The following is a 16748-nucleotide window of genomic DNA, read 5'->3' on the forward strand; positions in this document are numbered from 1 at the left end:
CGGCATCGACAGCCCCTTCTGGTACTGAACCCTGTTCTGCGCCATGGCCGACCTCCTGTTTGGCGGCCACATGCTCGCAGTCGTGTGGCTCACTGGGAGAGCCAGCTACTCGGTAGGCTGAGTCATCTTGCTGATCAGGTCCGTCCAAGTTCGTTCCAGGAGAGCTCACGGCCATCGACTACGACCATCGGCACACGATGATCCTCCTCGGGATCGCTGTCGACGGTCCCCCGCAGCACCAAGCCATCGTTCACCCGCAGCCCGTGGTCGGTGTCCTCCAGATGCGTAAGAGCCAATGCTCGGCGCATCTTGCCGATCAGCTTGCCCAGCAGTTCCAGCGGTTCGTCGTCAGGCTCCCCGATCACCTGATACCGATACCCGGCCGGGCAGCCATCGCGCAGCTCAAAGGCGTCGATCGCCACCCCGGGCCCGAACAGCCGGGTGCGAAACCGGAACTCGTGCTCGGTGCCGCGCCCGTCGAGCATGCGGATGGGCTCGAACGCCACGTGCTCGAACCCCTGCAGCCCGAGTCGGTCGGCGGCGGCCTCGTTGAAACATCGGCCGCAGAGCCGCTGGTAGCCGGCCTCCATCGACCCGTAGTTCACGACGTCGTGGTCGGCAGCCGGCTGACGGCAGGCATCGCAGGTGATGGGCGGCATGGCTAGCAGGGTGTGTGAAGGCGAGACGACTGTAGGCTACGACCGCGGCGCCGCGAACCGATCGGCCACCTGCTTGGCGCGCCGCGCATCGTCGGTGTGCAGGTACATCGAGGTCGTGGCCAGCGAGGCGTGCCGCAGGTTGTCGCGCACCGTTGTCAGCTCGGCGCCACCTTGGAGGAGGTGCGTGGCATGCGTGTGCCTCGTCCAGTGCGGCGTGGCCTGCCGCAACTTCTCGGCGAGGGCCGGGGTGCCTTCCTCCACGACGTCGGCTGCAGTGCTGAAGAACCGCTTCATCACCCGCCACAGGCGCCACGAGGAGATTCCACTGCCATCTTCTCCAAGGCTGCCAACCAGCGGTGTCGATGGACGCCACTTCGAGGGCGTCACGGGCAGCCCCCGTTGAACGAGGTAGCGATCGAGGGCGGCGCGGGCCAGCGGCGGCAGCACGACCTTGCCGGCCTTGTGGCCCTTGCCGACGACCCGGATCCACGTGTCGCCGTGCGGGTCCGAGTCGATCGCGCCCAGTTGTGCGCCCACGAGTTCGCTGATTCGAAGGCCCGTGGCGTAGGCGAAGTCCAGCATGAAGCGCAGCCGCTGCGCGGCCGGATGGCTCCAGCCGTAGGACCACTCGAGGCCGTCGGCGACGACCCGGACGAGCTTCCACTCGTGCTCGGTGAAGGCGTGAGACGTGTGGAGCTGCGCCGGCCGGCCGCCTCGCACCTTGACGCCGGCGAATGGGTTGGCCAGCACGTAGCGCTGCTCGATGAGCCAGCGGTACAGGGCATTGAGCACCGACAGCGCGTAGGCAGCCGAGCGCGCCGAGAGGTCGCCCGCGAAGGGACGCCACGCCGGCGACGACCTCGGCTGCGGGGCGCCGACCCAGCGCGCTCGCGGGCCTGGGCGACGGAGGAAGGCGCGGTAGGCAATGGCATCCTCGGTGGTCAGCGACGACAAGGCCCGCCCGCGCTCGACGATTGCCCACAGGATCAGCCGTTCGGCCTCCTTGCGGTAGGCACGCTGCGTCGCCGCCGACTCTTGCAGCGACAGCCACGCGTTTACGGCCTGGTAGTCGTTGCTGGCGTCGAGCGCACAGCTGGCCCGGGGCGCTCGGAAGGTGCCCCGTGTGCCATCGACGTCTTCGGGCACGACCAGCCGCTCCCAGGGGACCAGTTCCTGGGCCTGTTTCAAGGTCACCAACGCTCGAGCGCGTTCAGTGAGCGCGGGATGCTGGGCAAAGAATGCCTCGACGTGGCGGGCGCGGGCCGGACCGAGCCCCTCGATGCCGGCCCACCACCGTCGGCGCCTCGGTACGCGCAGGGTCAAGTCGGCCAGCGTGCGGATGCCCGCCGCGTGCAGCACGCCCACGAGCCGCACGGGTAGCCAGCGCTCGACGGCGTCGCCGATGAGCGGCTGCGGAGGCGGCATCCCGCGCAACGTCTCGATGGCGGCAGCGGCAGCCTTGGCAAGTTTCCGATCGGATGGGCTGGCCGCCGCCAACGTGGCGGCCAGGTCCGCCTGCGCACGGCTCGTCGCGAAGGCAGCAAGCTGGCGCTTCACCCGCCCGATCACCGAGCGCGCCGACGCGCCGACTGCGCGGCGATCCGGCAGATAGCGATCCACGGCGGCGCGGCTGGGCACCCCTTGAAGCCAGGCGCGGAATGCGGCCAGCGCAGCCTCGTCCGGCCAAGTCGGGTCTGCGGGCATGCTGGGTGGCGCCGACAGCGCGTTTTCCATGCACACCAGTTTAGAGCCGTGGCAAGCATGCAAAGCTAATTTTGTTTATCTTGGTAGCTTTGCTGATTGAACGGGGGTCGCCAGCGAACTCTCACCGCGGTGATAGTGTCGGCTGCCCGGGAGGCAGGTGCAGCCCAAATTGAGGCTCCAGGAAGCTGCCGCTCGCGGAGACCAGCCATCGGCCAGGAGCTGACCATGCCGAGCGGCGGCTTTCCGGTAGCGAATCGAGGGTGACGGTTCGCGAACACCGATTGGCTTGACGTTGGTGCCACCGGTCAGATGCGACGGTGGCCGCGGCCCTCTAGGTTGTGCTTGTCCCGATTGCCCTTATCGACGGACTAGCGCTGACGCAATGGCGGCCTGTCAGGCGACATGAAAAACTGACCCCCTGGCGACATTGAGAACTGACCCCCTTCGAGGACGAAGGAGGTCCAATGGAAGAGGTGTTCCAAGCTCCGCAGGTCGCAGCAGACCGGGGGAGCGAGACGATGTTGGCGCCGCAGGAGGTGCAGAGGATGTTGGCGCTGCAGGCGCTGGGTTGGGGAAGCAAGCGCATCAGCCGCGAGCTGGGCTGCAGCCGCAACACGGTGCGCGAGTACCTGCGGCAAGGCGGCTGGAAGCCGATGGACGTCGTTGCCCGTGCTGGCGCGCTGGAACCCCACGGCGAGTGGCTTGCCGAGCGATTGCGACGGCACCGCGGCAACGCCGATGTCGTGCGGCAGGACCTGGCCCGTGAACTGGGCATCGAGGTCAGCCTGCGCACCGTGCAGCGCGCGGTCGAACCGCTGCGGCGAGAGCTGCGGGCCGAGGCGGTGGCCACGGTGCGCTACGAGACGCCGCCGGGTCAGCAGCTGCAGATCGACTTCGGCAGCACCGCCGTGGCCGTAGGCGGGGAGACGCAGCGCATCCACCTCTTCGTGGCCACGCTGGGCTACAGCCGGCGCTGCTGCGTGGCCGTGTTCCTGCACGAACGCCAGTCGGCCTGGCTGCAGGGACTGGAAGGCGCGTTGCGGCACTTCGGCGGCGTACCGCAGGAGATCTTGCTGGACAACGCCCGGGCACTTGTCACCGAGCACAACGTGCAGACCCGGGAAGTCAAGTTCAACGACCGCTTCCACGCCTTCTGCCGCTACTGGGGCGTGACGCCCCGTGCCTGCGCACCCTACCGGGCGCGCACCAAGGGCAAGGACGAGCGAGGCGTGGGCTACGTCAAGCGCAACGCCATTGCCGGCCACGAGTTCAACAGCATGGACGCGCTGCACGCCCAAATCGCCCGCTGGATGCGGGAGATCGCCGACACCCGGGTGCACGGCACCACTGGCGAGCCGCCCATCGTGCGCTTCGAGCGCGAGGCGACGGCGCTCAAGCCGTTGCCGGCCAAGGCGCCGTTCCTGCAGGTGCGCGAACTCACCCGGCGCGTGCACACCGACGCCTGCATCGAGCTGGATACCAACCGCTACAGCGTGCCGTGGAAGCTCATCGGCGAGAGCGTCACCGCCGTCGTGGCCGAGCGCCAGGTGCGCGTTCTGTACGCGGGCCAGGAAGTGGCCTGCCATGCGCAGAGCCCGCTGCGGCGGACGACCGTGATCGACCGGCGTCACCTGGCCGGCATCGTCGGGGCGAACACGCTGGGCATCAGCTGGCTGCCCAGGGCGACACCGTCACCGCCGGTCATCCCGGCTGAGCTGCTGCGCCCGCTGGAGCAGTACGAGCAAGCGCTGGGAGGGGCTTGGTGATGGCAGCGAGCAAGAAGACCAAGCTGGTCGAGGATCTGGACACCCTGGAGCCGATGCTGACCCGGCTGAAGCTCACGGCCATCCGGGACCAGCTCGACACGCTGCTGGACCAGGCTGTCCGTGCCGAGCTGAACCTGCGAGAGGCGCTGACGATGCTGTGCACGGCCGAGGTCGCGCGCAAGGACGAGCGCCGCATCCAGATGGGCATGTCGATCGCCAAATTCCCCTACGTCAGGACGCTGGAGGGCTTCGAATACGACGCGCAGCCGTCGGTGGACCCCAAGCAGATCCGCGAACTGGCCACCTCACGCTGGGTGGCCAACGGCGACAGCGTCCTGCTGCTGGGCCCGCCGGGGGTGGGCAAGACGCACCTGGCGGTGGCGCTGGGCAGAGAGGCCATCGTGCGCGGCTACAGCACGCTGTTCGTGCCGGCCACGAGCCTGGTGACGCAGCTGGCCCGGGCGCATGCCGAAGGCAGGCTCGAGGACAAGCTGCTGCACTTCACCAAGCCCAAGCTGCTGATCGTGGACGAGCTGGGTTACCTGCCGTTCGAGGCCAATGCGGCGCACCTGTTCTTCCAGCTGGTGAGCCGGCGCTACGAGCGGGGCTCGATCCTGGTCACGAGCAACCGCTCGGTGGCCGAGTGGGGCGGCGTGTTCGGGGACGCGGTGGTGGCCACGGCCATCCTCGACCGGATGCTCCATCACAGCCACGTCGTGACGATCCGCGGCGACAGCTACAGGCTCAGAACGAAGCGCCGCGCTGGCCTGGCTAGCCAGGCCAGCGCGAAACCCGAAACGACAAGCAACTGATCAACAACCGGGGGTCAAAACTCGATGTCGTCAGGGGGTCAGTTCTGGATGTCGCTTGACACGGCCACGATGGCAGTTCCATCAGCGGCCGCAGACGCTCTCCGGAGAGTTGACCGTGCACTCGGCACATCGGCCGTAGAGGATCACCTCGTGCTCCTCCAGGGTGAACCCAGGCGGCACCAGCCGGCCCAACCCACCCACACACCCGGCCACGTCGTAGACACGGCGGCACTCCCGGCACTGGAAGTGGTGGTGATGCCCCTGGCCCGCGGCTTCGTAGCGCACGGGCTCGCCTGCCAGCGCGACCGGGCAGATGCTGCCCTCGTCCGCCAGCTTCTTCAGCGCGCGATACACGGTCGCGATGCTGAGCGTCGGCGCATCGCTGCCGGCCAGCTCAAGCACCTCCTGCGGTAGCAAGGGCCGACCCGCGCGCGCAATGGCAGTCAGGACCGCTGCCCTCTGCGGTGTTTGTCGTTCCATGGATCGAATTGTCATGTCTTGCCGAGGAACGTTTGGCTCCTTGTATGATATTGCGTTCTCATTAGCATAACCAGATCTCATGTCCCGTCTCCCCGTCACCGTGCTGTCCGGCTTCCTTGGTGCTGGCAAGACCACGCTGCTGAACCACATCCTCGCCAACCGCGAAGGGCTGCGTGTGGCGGTGATCGTCAACGACATGAGCGAGGTCAACATCGACGCCTCTTTAGTGGACCGCAGCGCCCACAACGCCGGCGCCGCGCTGTCGCGGACCGACGAGAAGCTGGTCGAGATGAGCAACGGCTGCATCTGCTGCACGCTGCGCGAAGACCTGCTGGTGGAGGTGCGCAAGCTGGCCGCCGAAGGCCGCTTCGACCACCTGCTGATCGAGAGCACCGGCATTGGCGAGCCGCTGCCGGTGGCCGCCACCTTCGACTTCACCGACGAAAACGGCAACAGCCTGGGCGAGGTGGCGCAGATCGACACCATGGTGACCGTGGTCGACGCGCACAACCTGCTGGCCGACTACACCAGCACCGACCTGCTGGAGCAACGCGGCGAAACCGCGGGGCCTGAGGACACGCGCACGCTCGCGGCGCTGCTGGCCGAGCAGATCGAGTTCGCCGACGTCGTGGTGGTCAACAAGATCGACAAGGTCGATGCGACACGGCGCGACGAGGTCGCCGCTGTCGTCAAGGCGTTGAACCCGGTCGCCCGGATCGTCTTCGCCGACCATGGCCGCGTGCCGCTGAAGGAGGTGCTGGGCACAGGCCTGTTCGACATGGAACGCGCCAGCCAGATGCCGGGCTGGGTGCGCGAACTCGAAGGCCGCCGAAATGGCGAAATGACGCCCAAGACCGAGGCCTACGGCATCGAAAGCTTCGTGCTGCGCAGCCACGCGCCGCTGCATCCCTGGCGCTTCTCCACGTTCATGGACCTGCCGTTGCCGGGCCTGCTGCGTGCCAAGGGCTACGTGTGGCTGGCCAGCCGACCCGACTGGGTGGTGAACTACTCGCGCGCCGGCAACACCGCCACGCACGAACCCGTGGGCCGCTGGTGGGCCGCCGCGCCGCGCAGCCGATGGCCGGCAACGGGCACCGACGAGCGCCGCAACATCGACGCGCGCTGGAAAGAGCCGCACGGCGATCGTCTGAACGAGGTGGTCTTCATCGGCCGGAACATGGACCGCGCGGCCATCGAGCAGGCCTGGAAGGCCATGCACCTGAACTACACGGAAGCGCGCAAGGGGCCGAAGGGTGGCAAGGGCTACGCCGGCTGGGCCGACCTGCCCGACCCCTTCCCGCAGTGGGAGCGCAAGGCGGTGGCGGCATGAAGACGCCCGTGACTCCCCCGACCCACGAACACCGGCGCCACGCCGTGACTGTGGTGTGTCTCGAGCAAGTCCACAAGCAAGCCTGAAGGAAAGCACCATGAGCCAGATCCCCGTCACCATCCTCACCGGCTTCCTGGGCAGCGGCAAGACCACGCTGCTCAACCGCATCCTGAAAGAGCAGCACGGCCACCGCATCGCGGTGATCGAAAACGAGTTCGGCGAGGCCGGTATCGACAACGAGTTGCTGGTGCAAGACCGTGACGAGCAGATCGTCGAGATGAACAACGGCTGCATCTGCTGCACGGTGCGCGGCGATCTCGTGCGCATCCTGGGCGAGCTGCACGCCAAGAAGGCGGCCGGCCAGTTGCACTTCGACCGCGTGATCATCGAGACCACCGGCCTGGCCGACCCGGCCCCGGTGGCCCAGACCTTCTTCGTCGACGACGACATCGGCCAGCAGTACCTGCTGGACGCCATCGTCACCATGGTCGACGCCAAGCACGCGCCGGCACAACTCGACGAGCACCACGAGGCACAGGAGCAGGTGGGCTTTGCCGACCGCATCCTGATCACCAAGTCCGACGTGGTGCAGCCCTACGACGTGGCCCAACTGCGCCAGCGCCTGGTGAAGATGAACCCGCGCGCCAAGATCGCCGAGGCCCACCACGGCGTGGCCGCCATCGACGACCTGCTCGACATCCGCGGCTTCAACCTCAATGCCATCCTCGAGATCGAGCCCGACTTCCTGACCGATGTCGACCACGAGCACGACGACAACGTCACCTCGTTCGTGTTCCGCGAGAGCCGGCCGCTGAGCTTGGAGCGCGTGGAGGACTTTCTCAGCGCCATCGTGCAGGTCTACGGCACGAAGCTGATGCGCTACAAGGGGGTGCTGAACATCCGCAATGTCGAGCAGCGCGTTGTCTTTCAGGGCGTGCACATGCTGATGGGATCGGACATCGGCGCGGCCTGGAAGCCCGGCGAGAAGCGCGACAGCAAGATGGTCTTCATCGGCCGCGACATGCCCAAGGACGTTCTGCTGGACGGGCTGGCGCAGTGCGTGGCCGGCGCCAAAGCACCAAGCGGGCCGCGCCGATGACGGTGGCCTGCGCCACGGCGGACATGCGCATGCGGCCATCGCGATGGGACGACGGCCAGGCCCGCTTCTACGCCGAGACGATCGAGTCCTCGGACTACGTCGAATGTGTCGCCCCTTTGCTCGCGCCCCGGTGGGACGACTTCCTGGACGTAGGCGCTGGCAGCGGCGCCCTGGGCGGCCGGCTCGCGAACGCTGGCAGCCGCTGGCAGGCCGTTGAACCCCAGCCTGCGATGCAGGCCTTGCTGGAGCAGCAGCGCCCTCTGTTGGCCACCCGTGGCGTCACGCTCGCCCTGCACCCCTGCACCTGGCAGGAACTGCCTGCACCGGTGAGCGGCGGGCAACTGCTGGCGGCCAACCTGGGCGCCACGCACCATGAGGCCGGCGAGTTCTTCGACGCCATGACCGGGCGCTGGCAAGACGCCATGCATTGGGTGGTGGCGGCCCAGGCCGGCCCGTCGACGTTCTGCCTGGCGGGGTTCCTGCCGCCTGAACTGCACGGGGCCGACACCCGCCCGGCCTTCGAGCGCACCTTGGAGCAGCTTGGGCCCACACGTGCGCCCGACGACATCCGACTCACCGATTGGCACTGTCGTTTCGTGTTCGCCGACCTGGATGCAGCACAGACGCACTTTCTGGACCGTCTGGCGCTCGCTCCTGACACAGCCCGTGCGGTTGAAGTCTGTCGCTTTGTGGCGCGGCGTGCCTCGCTGACCGCCGCCGGCGTCGACATCAGCTGCACCAAGCGCAGCGCCGTCATGACCTGGCGTGCGCGCTGACCTGCGCACGGCAAAGCCCTGTTCGTCCGTCCCCACAAAGATGCAAGCCACTTTGAACCCCTCCCGCCGCACGCCATGGCCTGCTTCGGCCGCAGCAGTCTTCGCCTTGGGCTCTGCCAGCGCGGGGACCTGGGCCCAGACGCCCGAACCGGCCCGCGTGGAGATCACCGGCCAGCGCGTCATCAGCACCGCGTCGCGGCTGGACGAAGACTTGCTGCGCGTGCCGTTCTCGGCCACCGTCGTCGACCGGGCCCAGATGGATGCAGCCGGCGCCAAGACGCTGGAGGACGCGCTGCGCACGGTGCCAGGCCTGCAGCACGGCACCCAGGGCAACTACTTCACCCGCTTCGAGACCCGCGGCCTGCGCGACACCCAGGACGTGCTGGTGCTGATCGACGGCGTGCCTTTGCGCCTGCTGCAAGGCAATGCCGACGTCACGCTGCTGGCGCCCGATCTGGTGGAGCGGGTGGAGTTCATCAAGGGCCCTGCGTCGGCGGTGTACGGCAAGAACGCCATCGGCGGCGTGGTGCAGTTCTTCCTGAAGCCCGAGGCCGCCGGTGGCCGTGCCAGCCTGACGGCGGGCAGCTTCGGCCGCAAGGACGGCAGCGTCCGTCAGCGCTGGGACCTGGGCTCGGACGCGCATGTCTTTGCAGGCGCGGCTTACAGCCATGTCGACGGCTTCCAGCGCGGCACGCCGCGCCAGCAGTCGGCCGCCGTGCTCAGCGGCGACGTGAAGCTGGGGTCCCGCTGGACCAGCGGCGCCCAGGTCTACGCGAGCAAGGTCAACACCAACCGCGGCTCCATCATTCCGCTGACCAACGGCGAGCCGATGTTCGGCATCACGCAGCGCGACAACTTTGCCATTCCGGGCGTGTACATCGAAGGCGAGTTCGTCTCTCTGGCGTGGAAGAACGAGCTGCGGTTCACACCCGGCCTGAGCCTGCAGCACATCAGCAGCTTCGCCCGCTACGACCGGCTGTTCCAGGGTGGCATCACCATCGTGCCGCCGCCGGCAGCGGTGAGCAAGGGCTACTCCGAGACCGACACCGCCGACCGCGGCTTCTTCCATGACCTGGCGCTCCGGCATCGCCTGGTGGGCGCCGCAGGCTGGTCCAGCACCACGCTGCTGGGGCTGAACCTGGAGTCGGGCTGGCAGGACCAAGCCTCACCCACCTTCAGCAACGCACCCACCTATCGGGGGCCCGACTACAACACGCCGGTCTCCAATGTCGGCAACGACCCGCGGGGCATTCGCGGGGCCAGCACCGCTTCGCGCTTCGACCAGCGGGTGCACAGCGTCTACGTGCAGAACCGTCTGGAGCGCGGCGCCTTCGGCCTGACGACCGGCGTGCGCCACGACCGCTTCGAGCAGAGCCTGCAGCGCAGCGACACCGCAGTGGTGGCGCGCCAGGAGTCGGCGAGAACCAGCCCACGTGTGGGCCTGGACTGGCAACTCGGCACAGCGGCTGGCGGCGAGCACGCGACCTTCGCCAACTGGACCGAAGGCTTCCGCCCCCAGGCCGTGGCCTTGAACACCCGCAGCGGCGTGGTGGTGCCGGCCCTGCTGCGGCCCGAGCGCACCCGCAGCGTGGAAGCCGGCGTCAAGGGCCGTGCCGACGACGACCGCTGGAGCTACCAGCTGAGCCTCTTCCGGGCCGACAAGGTCGACGGCCAGCGTTCGTTCCGCACCGGGCCCGACACCTTCATCTTCAGCAACGCGACTTCGCGCGTGAAGGGCCTGGAGTCGCAGCTGCAGTGGCGCCTGGCCCCGGCCTGGAGCGGCTATGCCCACTACACCTGGCAGGACGCGCGCCTGCGCGATTTCCAGACTTTCACCGCGGCTGGTGCACCCTCGACCAACTTCGCCGGCTACCGCGTGCGCATGTCGGCCCGGCATATCGCGGGGCTCGGGGTGACCTGGTCTCGAGGACCCTGGAGCCTGGGCGCCAGCGCCAACCATGTCGGCGCGCGTTTCCTGCGCGACAACGTCGCCAACCCTCAGCTGCTGCCTGCGTACACGGTGACCAACCTCGTCGCCACCTGGCGTGCGACGCCGAAGCTGACGGTGCAGGGCGGCATCGACAACCTGGCCGACACCTTCTACATCAACGACGACTTGTCGGCCCAGGAGGCCGGCAACGCAGGCGCACCGCGCAGCGGCTTCCTGCGCGTGCGGCTGCAGTTCTAGCGTCACGGTGTTGCAGCCCATGACGCGGCGTGAAGGTCTGGGCCTGCTGCTGGCGGCCGGCGCCGGGATGGCCCTGGCGGAGCCCGTCGCCGGGCAGGCCGTCACGTGGCCGCGCACGCTCGTCGATGCCTTGCAGCGCAGCGTGCGCATCGCGGCACCGCCGCAACGCATCGTCACCGTCTTCCCGAGCAACGTCGAGATCCTCTTCGCCTTGGGCCTGGCCGATCGGGTGGTGGCCATCGGCGGACGTGTTCGTCACCCGCCAGAGGCCTTAGGCAAGCCCTCGGTGGGCGGGGCCCTGGGTTACTCACCCGAGGCCGTGGCGGCCTACCGTCCCGACCTGCTCGTGCTGACCCCTTCACACCAGACGGCGTTCGGCCTGGTGGAGCCCTTCACCCGCGCGGGCGTGCCGGTGCTGATGCTGGCGCACCCCGACCTGCCGTCCGTGCTGCGCAACATCGCCCTCGTAGGCCAGGCGACGGGCGCCGAAGCCCAGGCCGAGCGCCTGGGCGGCCAGATGCTGCAGCAACTGGAGGCCGTGCGTGCCCGCTGGCACGGCGTGCCACCGCGAAGCGTGTACCTGGAGACCGCGGCGGCCGAACGCGGTGCCTTCCAGACCATAGGCCGCGGCCACTATGCCGATGACGCACTGGCCTGGGCCGGTGGGCGCAACGTGTTCAGCGATCTCAACGGCTCGCAGCAGGTCAGCGCCGAGGCCATCGCGGTGCGCGACCCCGAGGTCATCATCTCGCTGCAGGCCGTGCCCAAACCCGCCGCATCGATCGCGGCAAGGCCGGGTTGGCAGCACCTGCGCGCCGTACGAGACGGCCGCGTCGTGGTGCTGGAGCGCGGGCACAAGCTGATCCCCGGGCCACGGCAGATCGAGGCGGTGCTGGACTACGCCCGCGCACTCCACCCGGAGCGATTTGCGTGACGCCGGCCCGCTGGTCGCTTGGCCCAGCGCTGGCCTTGCTCGCGGTGACGGGAATGCTGGCATTCGGCCTGTCGCTGAGCCTGGGTGCCGCCTGGGTCTCGCCCGCGCGCTGGCTGGGTGAGCCCGGGCTGGAGCGCGATCTCGTGTGGGTGTGGCGCGCACCGCGCGTGGCCGCGGCCTTCTTCGTCGGCGCCTGCCTGTCCTTGGCTGGCCTGCTGTTCCAAGGCGTGTTCCGCAACCCGCTGGCCGAGCCCTACCTGCTGGGCAGCGCCGCCGGTGCCGGGCTCGGCGCAGCCATCGCGTTGCTGTTGCCGCAGTTGCTTCCGCCGGCGTGGTCGCTGCCGGTGATGGCCTTCCTGGGCGCCTGGGGGGCGAGCTGGCTGGTGCTGGCGGTGGGCCGCATCGGCGGGGCCTGGCAGTCGGCGCGGTTGCTGCTGGCCGGCGTGGCGCTGGCCGCCATCCTGTCGGCGCTGCGCGGGCTGCTGCTCATGGTCTTCGGCGACGAGTCCACCAACCTGCGCGCCATCGTTTCCTGGCAACTGGGCGGTGTGCAGACGCCGACCGTGGCCGAGGTGCTGGGCTTCGGCCCCTGGCTGCTGCTGCTCGGCTGGGCCGCCTGGCGGCTGGCACCGGGTCTGGACGCACTGGGCCTGGGCGACGCCGCGGCCCAGAGCCTGGGGCACCGTGTCCCGCGGCTGGTAGCGGGCGCCGTGCTGCTGGCGGCGCTGGCCACGGCGCTGGCCGTCAGCTGGGGGGGGCTGATCGGCTTCGTGGGCCTGATGGTGCCGCATGTGCTGCGCTGGTGGCTGGGGCCGCTGCATGGCCCGCTGGTGCCGGCCTGCATGGTGGCCGGCGGTGTGCTGATGGTGCTGGTGGACACGGTTGCCCGCAGCTCGATGGCGCCCAGCGAGATCCCGGCTGGCCTGCTGACGGCCGTGATCGGCGGCCCGTTCTTTCTGGCCTTGCTGCTGTGGCGACAGGACCGCTCATGAACAGCGCCGCACAGTTCGACACCGCACCGGTGTTGACCTTCAGCAGCGTGGAGGTGAGAGCCGGCACGAAGACGCTGCTGTCGGAGCTGACCCTCATGGTGCCGCGCTGCGGGCTGTTCGGACTGGTGGGCCCCAACGGCGCCGGCAAGTCCACGTTCGTGCGTGCTGCGCTTGGCCTGCAAGCCCTGTCGCAGGGCGAGGTCCGGCTGTGCGGTCGTCGGCTGCAAGACTGGCGACCACGGGAGCAGGCCCGGCATGTCGGCTACGTGCCCCAGCACATCCACAGCCACTGGGACCTGACCGTGCGCGAGCTGCTGCAGCTGGCGCTGGCGCCGCCCTCGGCCGAATTGCTGCATGACTTCGAACTCGATCATCTGCTGGCACGCCGCTTCAACACACTGTCCGGGGGCGAGCAGGCCCGCGCCGCCATCGCCCGGGCCATGGCCCACCAGCCGGCCCTGTTGCTGGCCGACGAGCCTGCGGCACACCTTGACCTGCCCCACCAGCACGCCTTGCTGCGGCTGTTGCAGGCCTGTGCGACGCGCTCGGCCGTGGTGATCGTGCTGCACGACCTGCATCTGGCCGCGCGCTACTGCGACCGCGTAGCCGTCATGGCGCAGGGCCGCCTGCTTCGTCACGGGCCGCCCGACGCGGTGCTGGACGACACCACGCTGGCCCGAGCCTACGAAGAGCCCCTGATGCGCGTCCCGACCCCTGCGCAGTCGTTCTTCACCGTACCGCTGCTGGAGACGCCCCCATGAGTACAACGATCCGCTTCGCCGCGCGCCACTCGATCGAACAGGTCGAGGATGGCCTTGAGCTTGCCCCCAAGTTCGGCCCGGATGGTCTTCTTCCCTGCGTCACCACCGACGCCACCAGCGGCGAGGTGCTGATGCTGGGCTGGATGAACGCCGAAGCCCTGCAGCGCACGCTGGCCACGCGCGAGGCGCACTACTGGAGCCGCAGCCGCCAGGTGCTGTGGCACAAGGGTGGCACCAGCGGCCTGGTGCAACACGTGGTGGAACTGCGCATCGACGACGACCAGGACGCGCTCTGGCTGCGGGTGCAGGTGCAGCCCGGCACCGACAGCCCGCCGGCGAGTTGCCACGTGGGCTACCGCAGCTGCTTCTACCGGGCCATCGATCCCGATACGGGCGCCTTGCGCTTCGTTGAAGACGGCAAGACCTTCGATCCGCGTGTGGTCTATGGCGACGCACCCAACCCGACGGTGCTGTGATGGACCCAGCACCCACGACCCAAGCCCTCGCCCTGGTCTGCATCGGCCGCAGCGTCGACGTGCTGGAGGCTGTCAACCAGCCCGGCGTCGAGCTGGCCGCATGGCAGCGCGAGCCAGACCCAACGTGGGCCGCTTGGTTCGAGTCCCTGCCGCTCGACGCCTGGCCTGCGTGCCGTCTGGACCTGGCCCCGGAAGGTACCAAGGCTGCACTTGACGCCAGCTTCGACGCTTGTGGCACCCCCAGGGGCGTGGCCCGCGATGCCTTTGCCGCCGACGTGGCACGCCTCGTAGCGTTGTTCGCAGGGCTGGCACAGGCGCCGAGGGTGCGCCTGCGCCTGGACATGGTCACCGGCGACGCCTGCCGCCGCTGGCACCGCGACTGCGTGCCGCTGCGGCTGGTCTGCACCTACTGGGGGCCGGGCACGCAATGGATGCCACCCGCCGATGGCGCAGAAGTCCTGACTCGGCCTGACGACGAGGCACCGCAGGCCATGGCCTTCCAGGCGGCGGACGTGGCCCTGTTCAAGGGTTGCGGCTGGCCCGGGCAGCCGCACGAGGGCGGGATCGTGCACCGCTCGCCCCGCATCGCCGGCACGGGCGTGGCCCGCCTGGTATTGGTGCTGGATGCCGCAGGGCCTGCGCCCCAGGAACGTCGCTGATGACCACCGAGATCCTCGTTTGCGTGCTCTGCCGCCCGCCCGAGCTGCCCCGCGACCAGCCGAGCCCAGGCCGTGCGCTCTTCGAAGCCATCGAGAACATCGCGCTTCGCGACGACCTTCACATCCCGATTCGCCCTGTCGATTGCATGAGCGGCTGCCGCCGCCACTGCACGGTGGCCTTGCAGGCGCCGGGCAAGACCACCTACATGTTCGGCGACCTGCCGGCCGACGAAGAGAGTGCCGAACAGGTGCTGGCCTGCGCCGCGCTCCACCACGCCAGCGCCGACGGGTTCATGGCGCGAGAAGCCAGGCCGGAACGGCTGCGCGAAGGCATCCTGGCCCGGCTGCCGGCGCCCACCATCCCACGTTGACCCGCCCGCTGAACCGCCACCTGCTGAACCTGTGCCGAGTCTGCCACCATGAACCACGAAGCCCTGGCCGCCGAGCCCCTGCTTGAACGCACCATCCGAGCCGCCTATGTGCCCCTGCGACACACCTACACCCGCGCTCAGGCGCTGCCCGCCTTGCTCCAACAGCGCATCGTGCTGCTCGACGGAGCAATGGGCACGATGATCCAGCAACGCCGTCTCAGCGAAGCGCAGTTCAGGGGCGATCGCTTTGTGGACCACCCCGGCACGCTCAAGGGCAACAACGAACTGCTCAACCTGACGCAGCCTGAGATCGTGCGCGGCATCCACGAGGCCTACCTGGCCGCCGGTTCGGACATCGTCGAGACCAACACCTTCGGCGCTACCGCCATCGCCCAGGCCGACTACGGGCTGGAGCACTTGGCACGAGAGATGAACGTGCAGGCCGCCAAGCTGGCCCGCGCAGCCTGCGGCCGATTCAGTACGCCCAATCGGCCCCGCTTCGTCGCCGGTGCCATCGGCCCGACACCACGCACCGCCAGCATCAGCCCCGATGTCAACGACCCGGGTGCGCGCAACGTCGGCTTCGACGAGTTGCGCGCGGCCTACCGGGAGCAGGTCGAAGGGCTGGCGGAAGGCGGGGTCGACATCCTCTTGGTCGAGACCATCTTCGATACCCTCAACGCCAAGGCCGCGGCCTTCGCGATCGACGAGCTTTTCGAGGCCAGTGGCGAGCGGCTGCCGGTGATCCTGAGCGGCACCGTCACCGACGCCTCGGGGCGCGTGCTGAGCGGCCAGACCGTGTCGGCGTTCTGGAACAGCGTGCGTCATATCAGGCCGCTGGCGGTAGGCTTGAACTGCGCCATGGGCGCGGCGCTGATGCGGCCCTACCTGGCCGAACTGGCCCGCGTCGCCGATGACACTTTCATCAGCTGCTACCCCAACGCGGGCTTGCCCAACCCGATGAGCGAGACCGGTTTCGACGAGACGCCCGAGGTCACCGCGCAGCTGCTGGGCGAGTTCGCGCGTGACGGGCTGGTCAACTTCGTGGGCGGGTGTTGCGGGACGACACCCGCGCACATTACCGCGGTTCGCGAGGCGGTGGAACGCTGGGGCCCGCGCCGCCTGCACGAGCGCTGACCGGAAGCCTCAACGAGGCTAGTAGCCGGCCGCCCGTGACGGCAGCTGTAAGCGGCGTTCAGCGCGGCTGCTACGAAATCAGAGCGGGCTCGACCACTGGCGCGATGCTGCAAGACGCCATGCATCCATGGAACATCGCAGCAAAGCAACCCGCCCAGCCCCTACAGCCGATGCCGCGGCGATGTTGCGCGCACGGGCCGACCCCGAGCGCCTGCGCCTGCTGGTGCGGCTGGCCTGCGACGAAGCAAGCGTTAGCCAGCTCGCCGGCGACCAGAAACTCACAACCGTGTCGGCGCGGCTGCAGTTCCTGCTGGCGGCACGCCTCGTCCGTCGCCACGGAGCGGCGCAGCAGATGTTCTACGCCCTTGCGGATGAGCATGTGATCGACCGCGTGGCGAACGCCATGGACCACGCCGGCGAGCGCTATGAGCACGCTCCCCGCGCAGCCCCCAGCCCCAGAGGACGGCGATGTCCCGAGGTCTGTTGAACGCGTGAGCTGAAGGTGGCGGTTCCTTTCGCCTGGATGAGACCATCCAGGTGCCTAGCAAGCAAAGAAAGGAACCACCGAGATGAAGTCTCGCACGAAGCCCGCGCTGCGGGCATT

General features: G+C 68.9%; 17 protein-coding genes. 14 read left to right on the forward strand and 3 right to left on the reverse strand.

Translation table 11 applies throughout. The annotated features are described in order from the left end of the window. Positions 1-134: 134 nt before the first annotated feature. Both O9280_RS15705 and O9280_RS15710 read right to left on the reverse strand, forming a co-directional pair. Positions 135-659, reverse strand: a complete 525-nt coding sequence (locus tag O9280_RS15705) for a hypothetical protein (RefSeq protein ID WP_298344889.1) — start codon at positions 657-659, stop codon at positions 135-137. 36 nt (positions 660-695) lie between these two features. Continuing rightward, positions 696-2393: a site-specific integrase gene (locus O9280_RS15710; protein WP_298344891.1), complete on the reverse strand. Its 1698-nt coding sequence runs from the start codon at positions 2391-2393 to the stop codon at positions 696-698. A 488-nt stretch (positions 2394-2881) separates the two neighbouring features. Here O9280_RS15710 and istA point away from each other — a divergent pair, with 488 nt between their 5' ends. Both istA and istB read left to right on the forward strand, forming a co-directional pair. Then, entirely contained in the window at positions 2882-4129 is a 1248-nt protein-coding gene (istA, locus tag O9280_RS15715; protein WP_298344897.1) for an IS21 family transposase, read from the forward strand. Beyond that, positions 4129-4941: an IS21-like element helper ATPase IstB gene (gene istB, locus O9280_RS15720; RefSeq protein WP_298344899.1), complete on the forward strand. Its 813-nt coding sequence runs from the start codon at positions 4129-4131 to the stop codon at positions 4939-4941. Before istA ends, istB begins: the two co-directional genes overlap by 1 nt. Before the next feature lie 81 nt (positions 4942-5022). On the opposite strand, the gene O9280_RS15725 is transcribed toward istB, so the two are convergent. Then, positions 5023-5421, reverse strand: a complete 399-nt coding sequence (locus tag O9280_RS15725) for a Fur family transcriptional regulator (protein WP_298344902.1) — start codon at positions 5419-5421, stop codon at positions 5023-5025. A 79-nt stretch (positions 5422-5500) separates the two neighbouring features. Here O9280_RS15725 and O9280_RS15730 point away from each other — a divergent pair, with 79 nt between their 5' ends. The 12 genes from O9280_RS15730 (at position 5501) to O9280_RS15785 (ending at position 16631) form a co-directional block, all read left to right on the forward strand. After that, positions 5501-6751, forward strand: coding sequence for a GTP-binding protein (locus tag O9280_RS15730; RefSeq protein ID WP_298344905.1), 1251 nt, complete (start codon positions 5501-5503; stop codon positions 6749-6751). A gap of 97 nt (positions 6752-6848) precedes the next feature. After that, complete coding sequence (locus O9280_RS15735; RefSeq protein ID WP_298344909.1) at positions 6849-7850, forward strand: GTP-binding protein; 1002 nt, start codon at positions 6849-6851, stop codon at positions 7848-7850. 29 nt (positions 7851-7879) lie between these two features. Next, positions 7880-8626 carry a class I SAM-dependent methyltransferase gene (locus O9280_RS15740; RefSeq protein WP_298344912.1) on the forward strand — a complete coding sequence of 249 codons (747 nt, stop codon included), beginning with the start codon at positions 7880-7882 and terminating at the stop codon, positions 8624-8626. Between the two features lie 157 nt (positions 8627-8783). Further along, the gene (locus O9280_RS15745) at positions 8784-10814 is read left to right on the forward strand and encodes a TonB-dependent receptor (protein WP_298344914.1); all 2031 of its coding nucleotides are present in this window, start codon (positions 8784-8786) and stop codon (positions 10812-10814) included. Between the two features lie 19 nt (positions 10815-10833). Beyond that, the gene (locus tag O9280_RS15750) at positions 10834-11748 is read left to right on the forward strand and encodes an ABC transporter substrate-binding protein (RefSeq protein ID WP_298344917.1); all 915 of its coding nucleotides are present in this window, start codon (positions 10834-10836) and stop codon (positions 11746-11748) included. Then, entirely contained in the window at positions 11745-12740 is a 996-nt protein-coding gene (locus O9280_RS15755) for an iron ABC transporter permease (protein WP_298344920.1), read from the forward strand. Before O9280_RS15750 ends, O9280_RS15755 begins: the two co-directional genes overlap by 4 nt. Then, on the forward strand, positions 12737-13501 hold the full coding sequence (locus tag O9280_RS15760; RefSeq protein ID WP_298344923.1) for an ABC transporter ATP-binding protein: 765 nt from the start codon (positions 12737-12739) through the stop codon (positions 13499-13501). The genes O9280_RS15755 and O9280_RS15760 overlap by 4 nt, the downstream gene beginning before the upstream one ends. After that, entirely contained in the window at positions 13498-13977 is a 480-nt protein-coding gene (hisI, locus tag O9280_RS15765) for a phosphoribosyl-AMP cyclohydrolase (protein WP_298344927.1), read from the forward strand. The genes O9280_RS15760 and hisI overlap by 4 nt, the downstream gene beginning before the upstream one ends. Continuing rightward, entirely contained in the window at positions 13977-14636 is a 660-nt protein-coding gene (locus tag O9280_RS15770; protein ID WP_298344931.1) for a DUF1826 domain-containing protein, read from the forward strand. Before hisI ends, O9280_RS15770 begins: the two co-directional genes overlap by 1 nt. Further along, on the forward strand, positions 14636-15007 hold the full coding sequence (locus tag O9280_RS15775; RefSeq protein WP_298344934.1) for a DUF1636 domain-containing protein: 372 nt from the start codon (positions 14636-14638) through the stop codon (positions 15005-15007). Before O9280_RS15770 ends, O9280_RS15775 begins: the two co-directional genes overlap by 1 nt. Before the next feature lie 48 nt (positions 15008-15055). Continuing rightward, positions 15056-16144, forward strand: a complete 1089-nt coding sequence (locus O9280_RS15780; protein ID WP_298344937.1) for a homocysteine S-methyltransferase family protein — start codon at positions 15056-15058, stop codon at positions 16142-16144. A gap of 181 nt (positions 16145-16325) precedes the next feature. Beyond that, positions 16326-16631, forward strand: a complete 306-nt coding sequence (locus O9280_RS15785; protein WP_298344940.1) for a hypothetical protein — start codon at positions 16326-16328, stop codon at positions 16629-16631. Positions 16632-16748 lie beyond the last annotated feature (117 nt).

The organism is Silanimonas sp., assembly GCF_027531545.1.
Classification (GTDB): Bacteria; Pseudomonadota; Gammaproteobacteria; order Xanthomonadales; family Xanthomonadaceae; genus Silanimonas.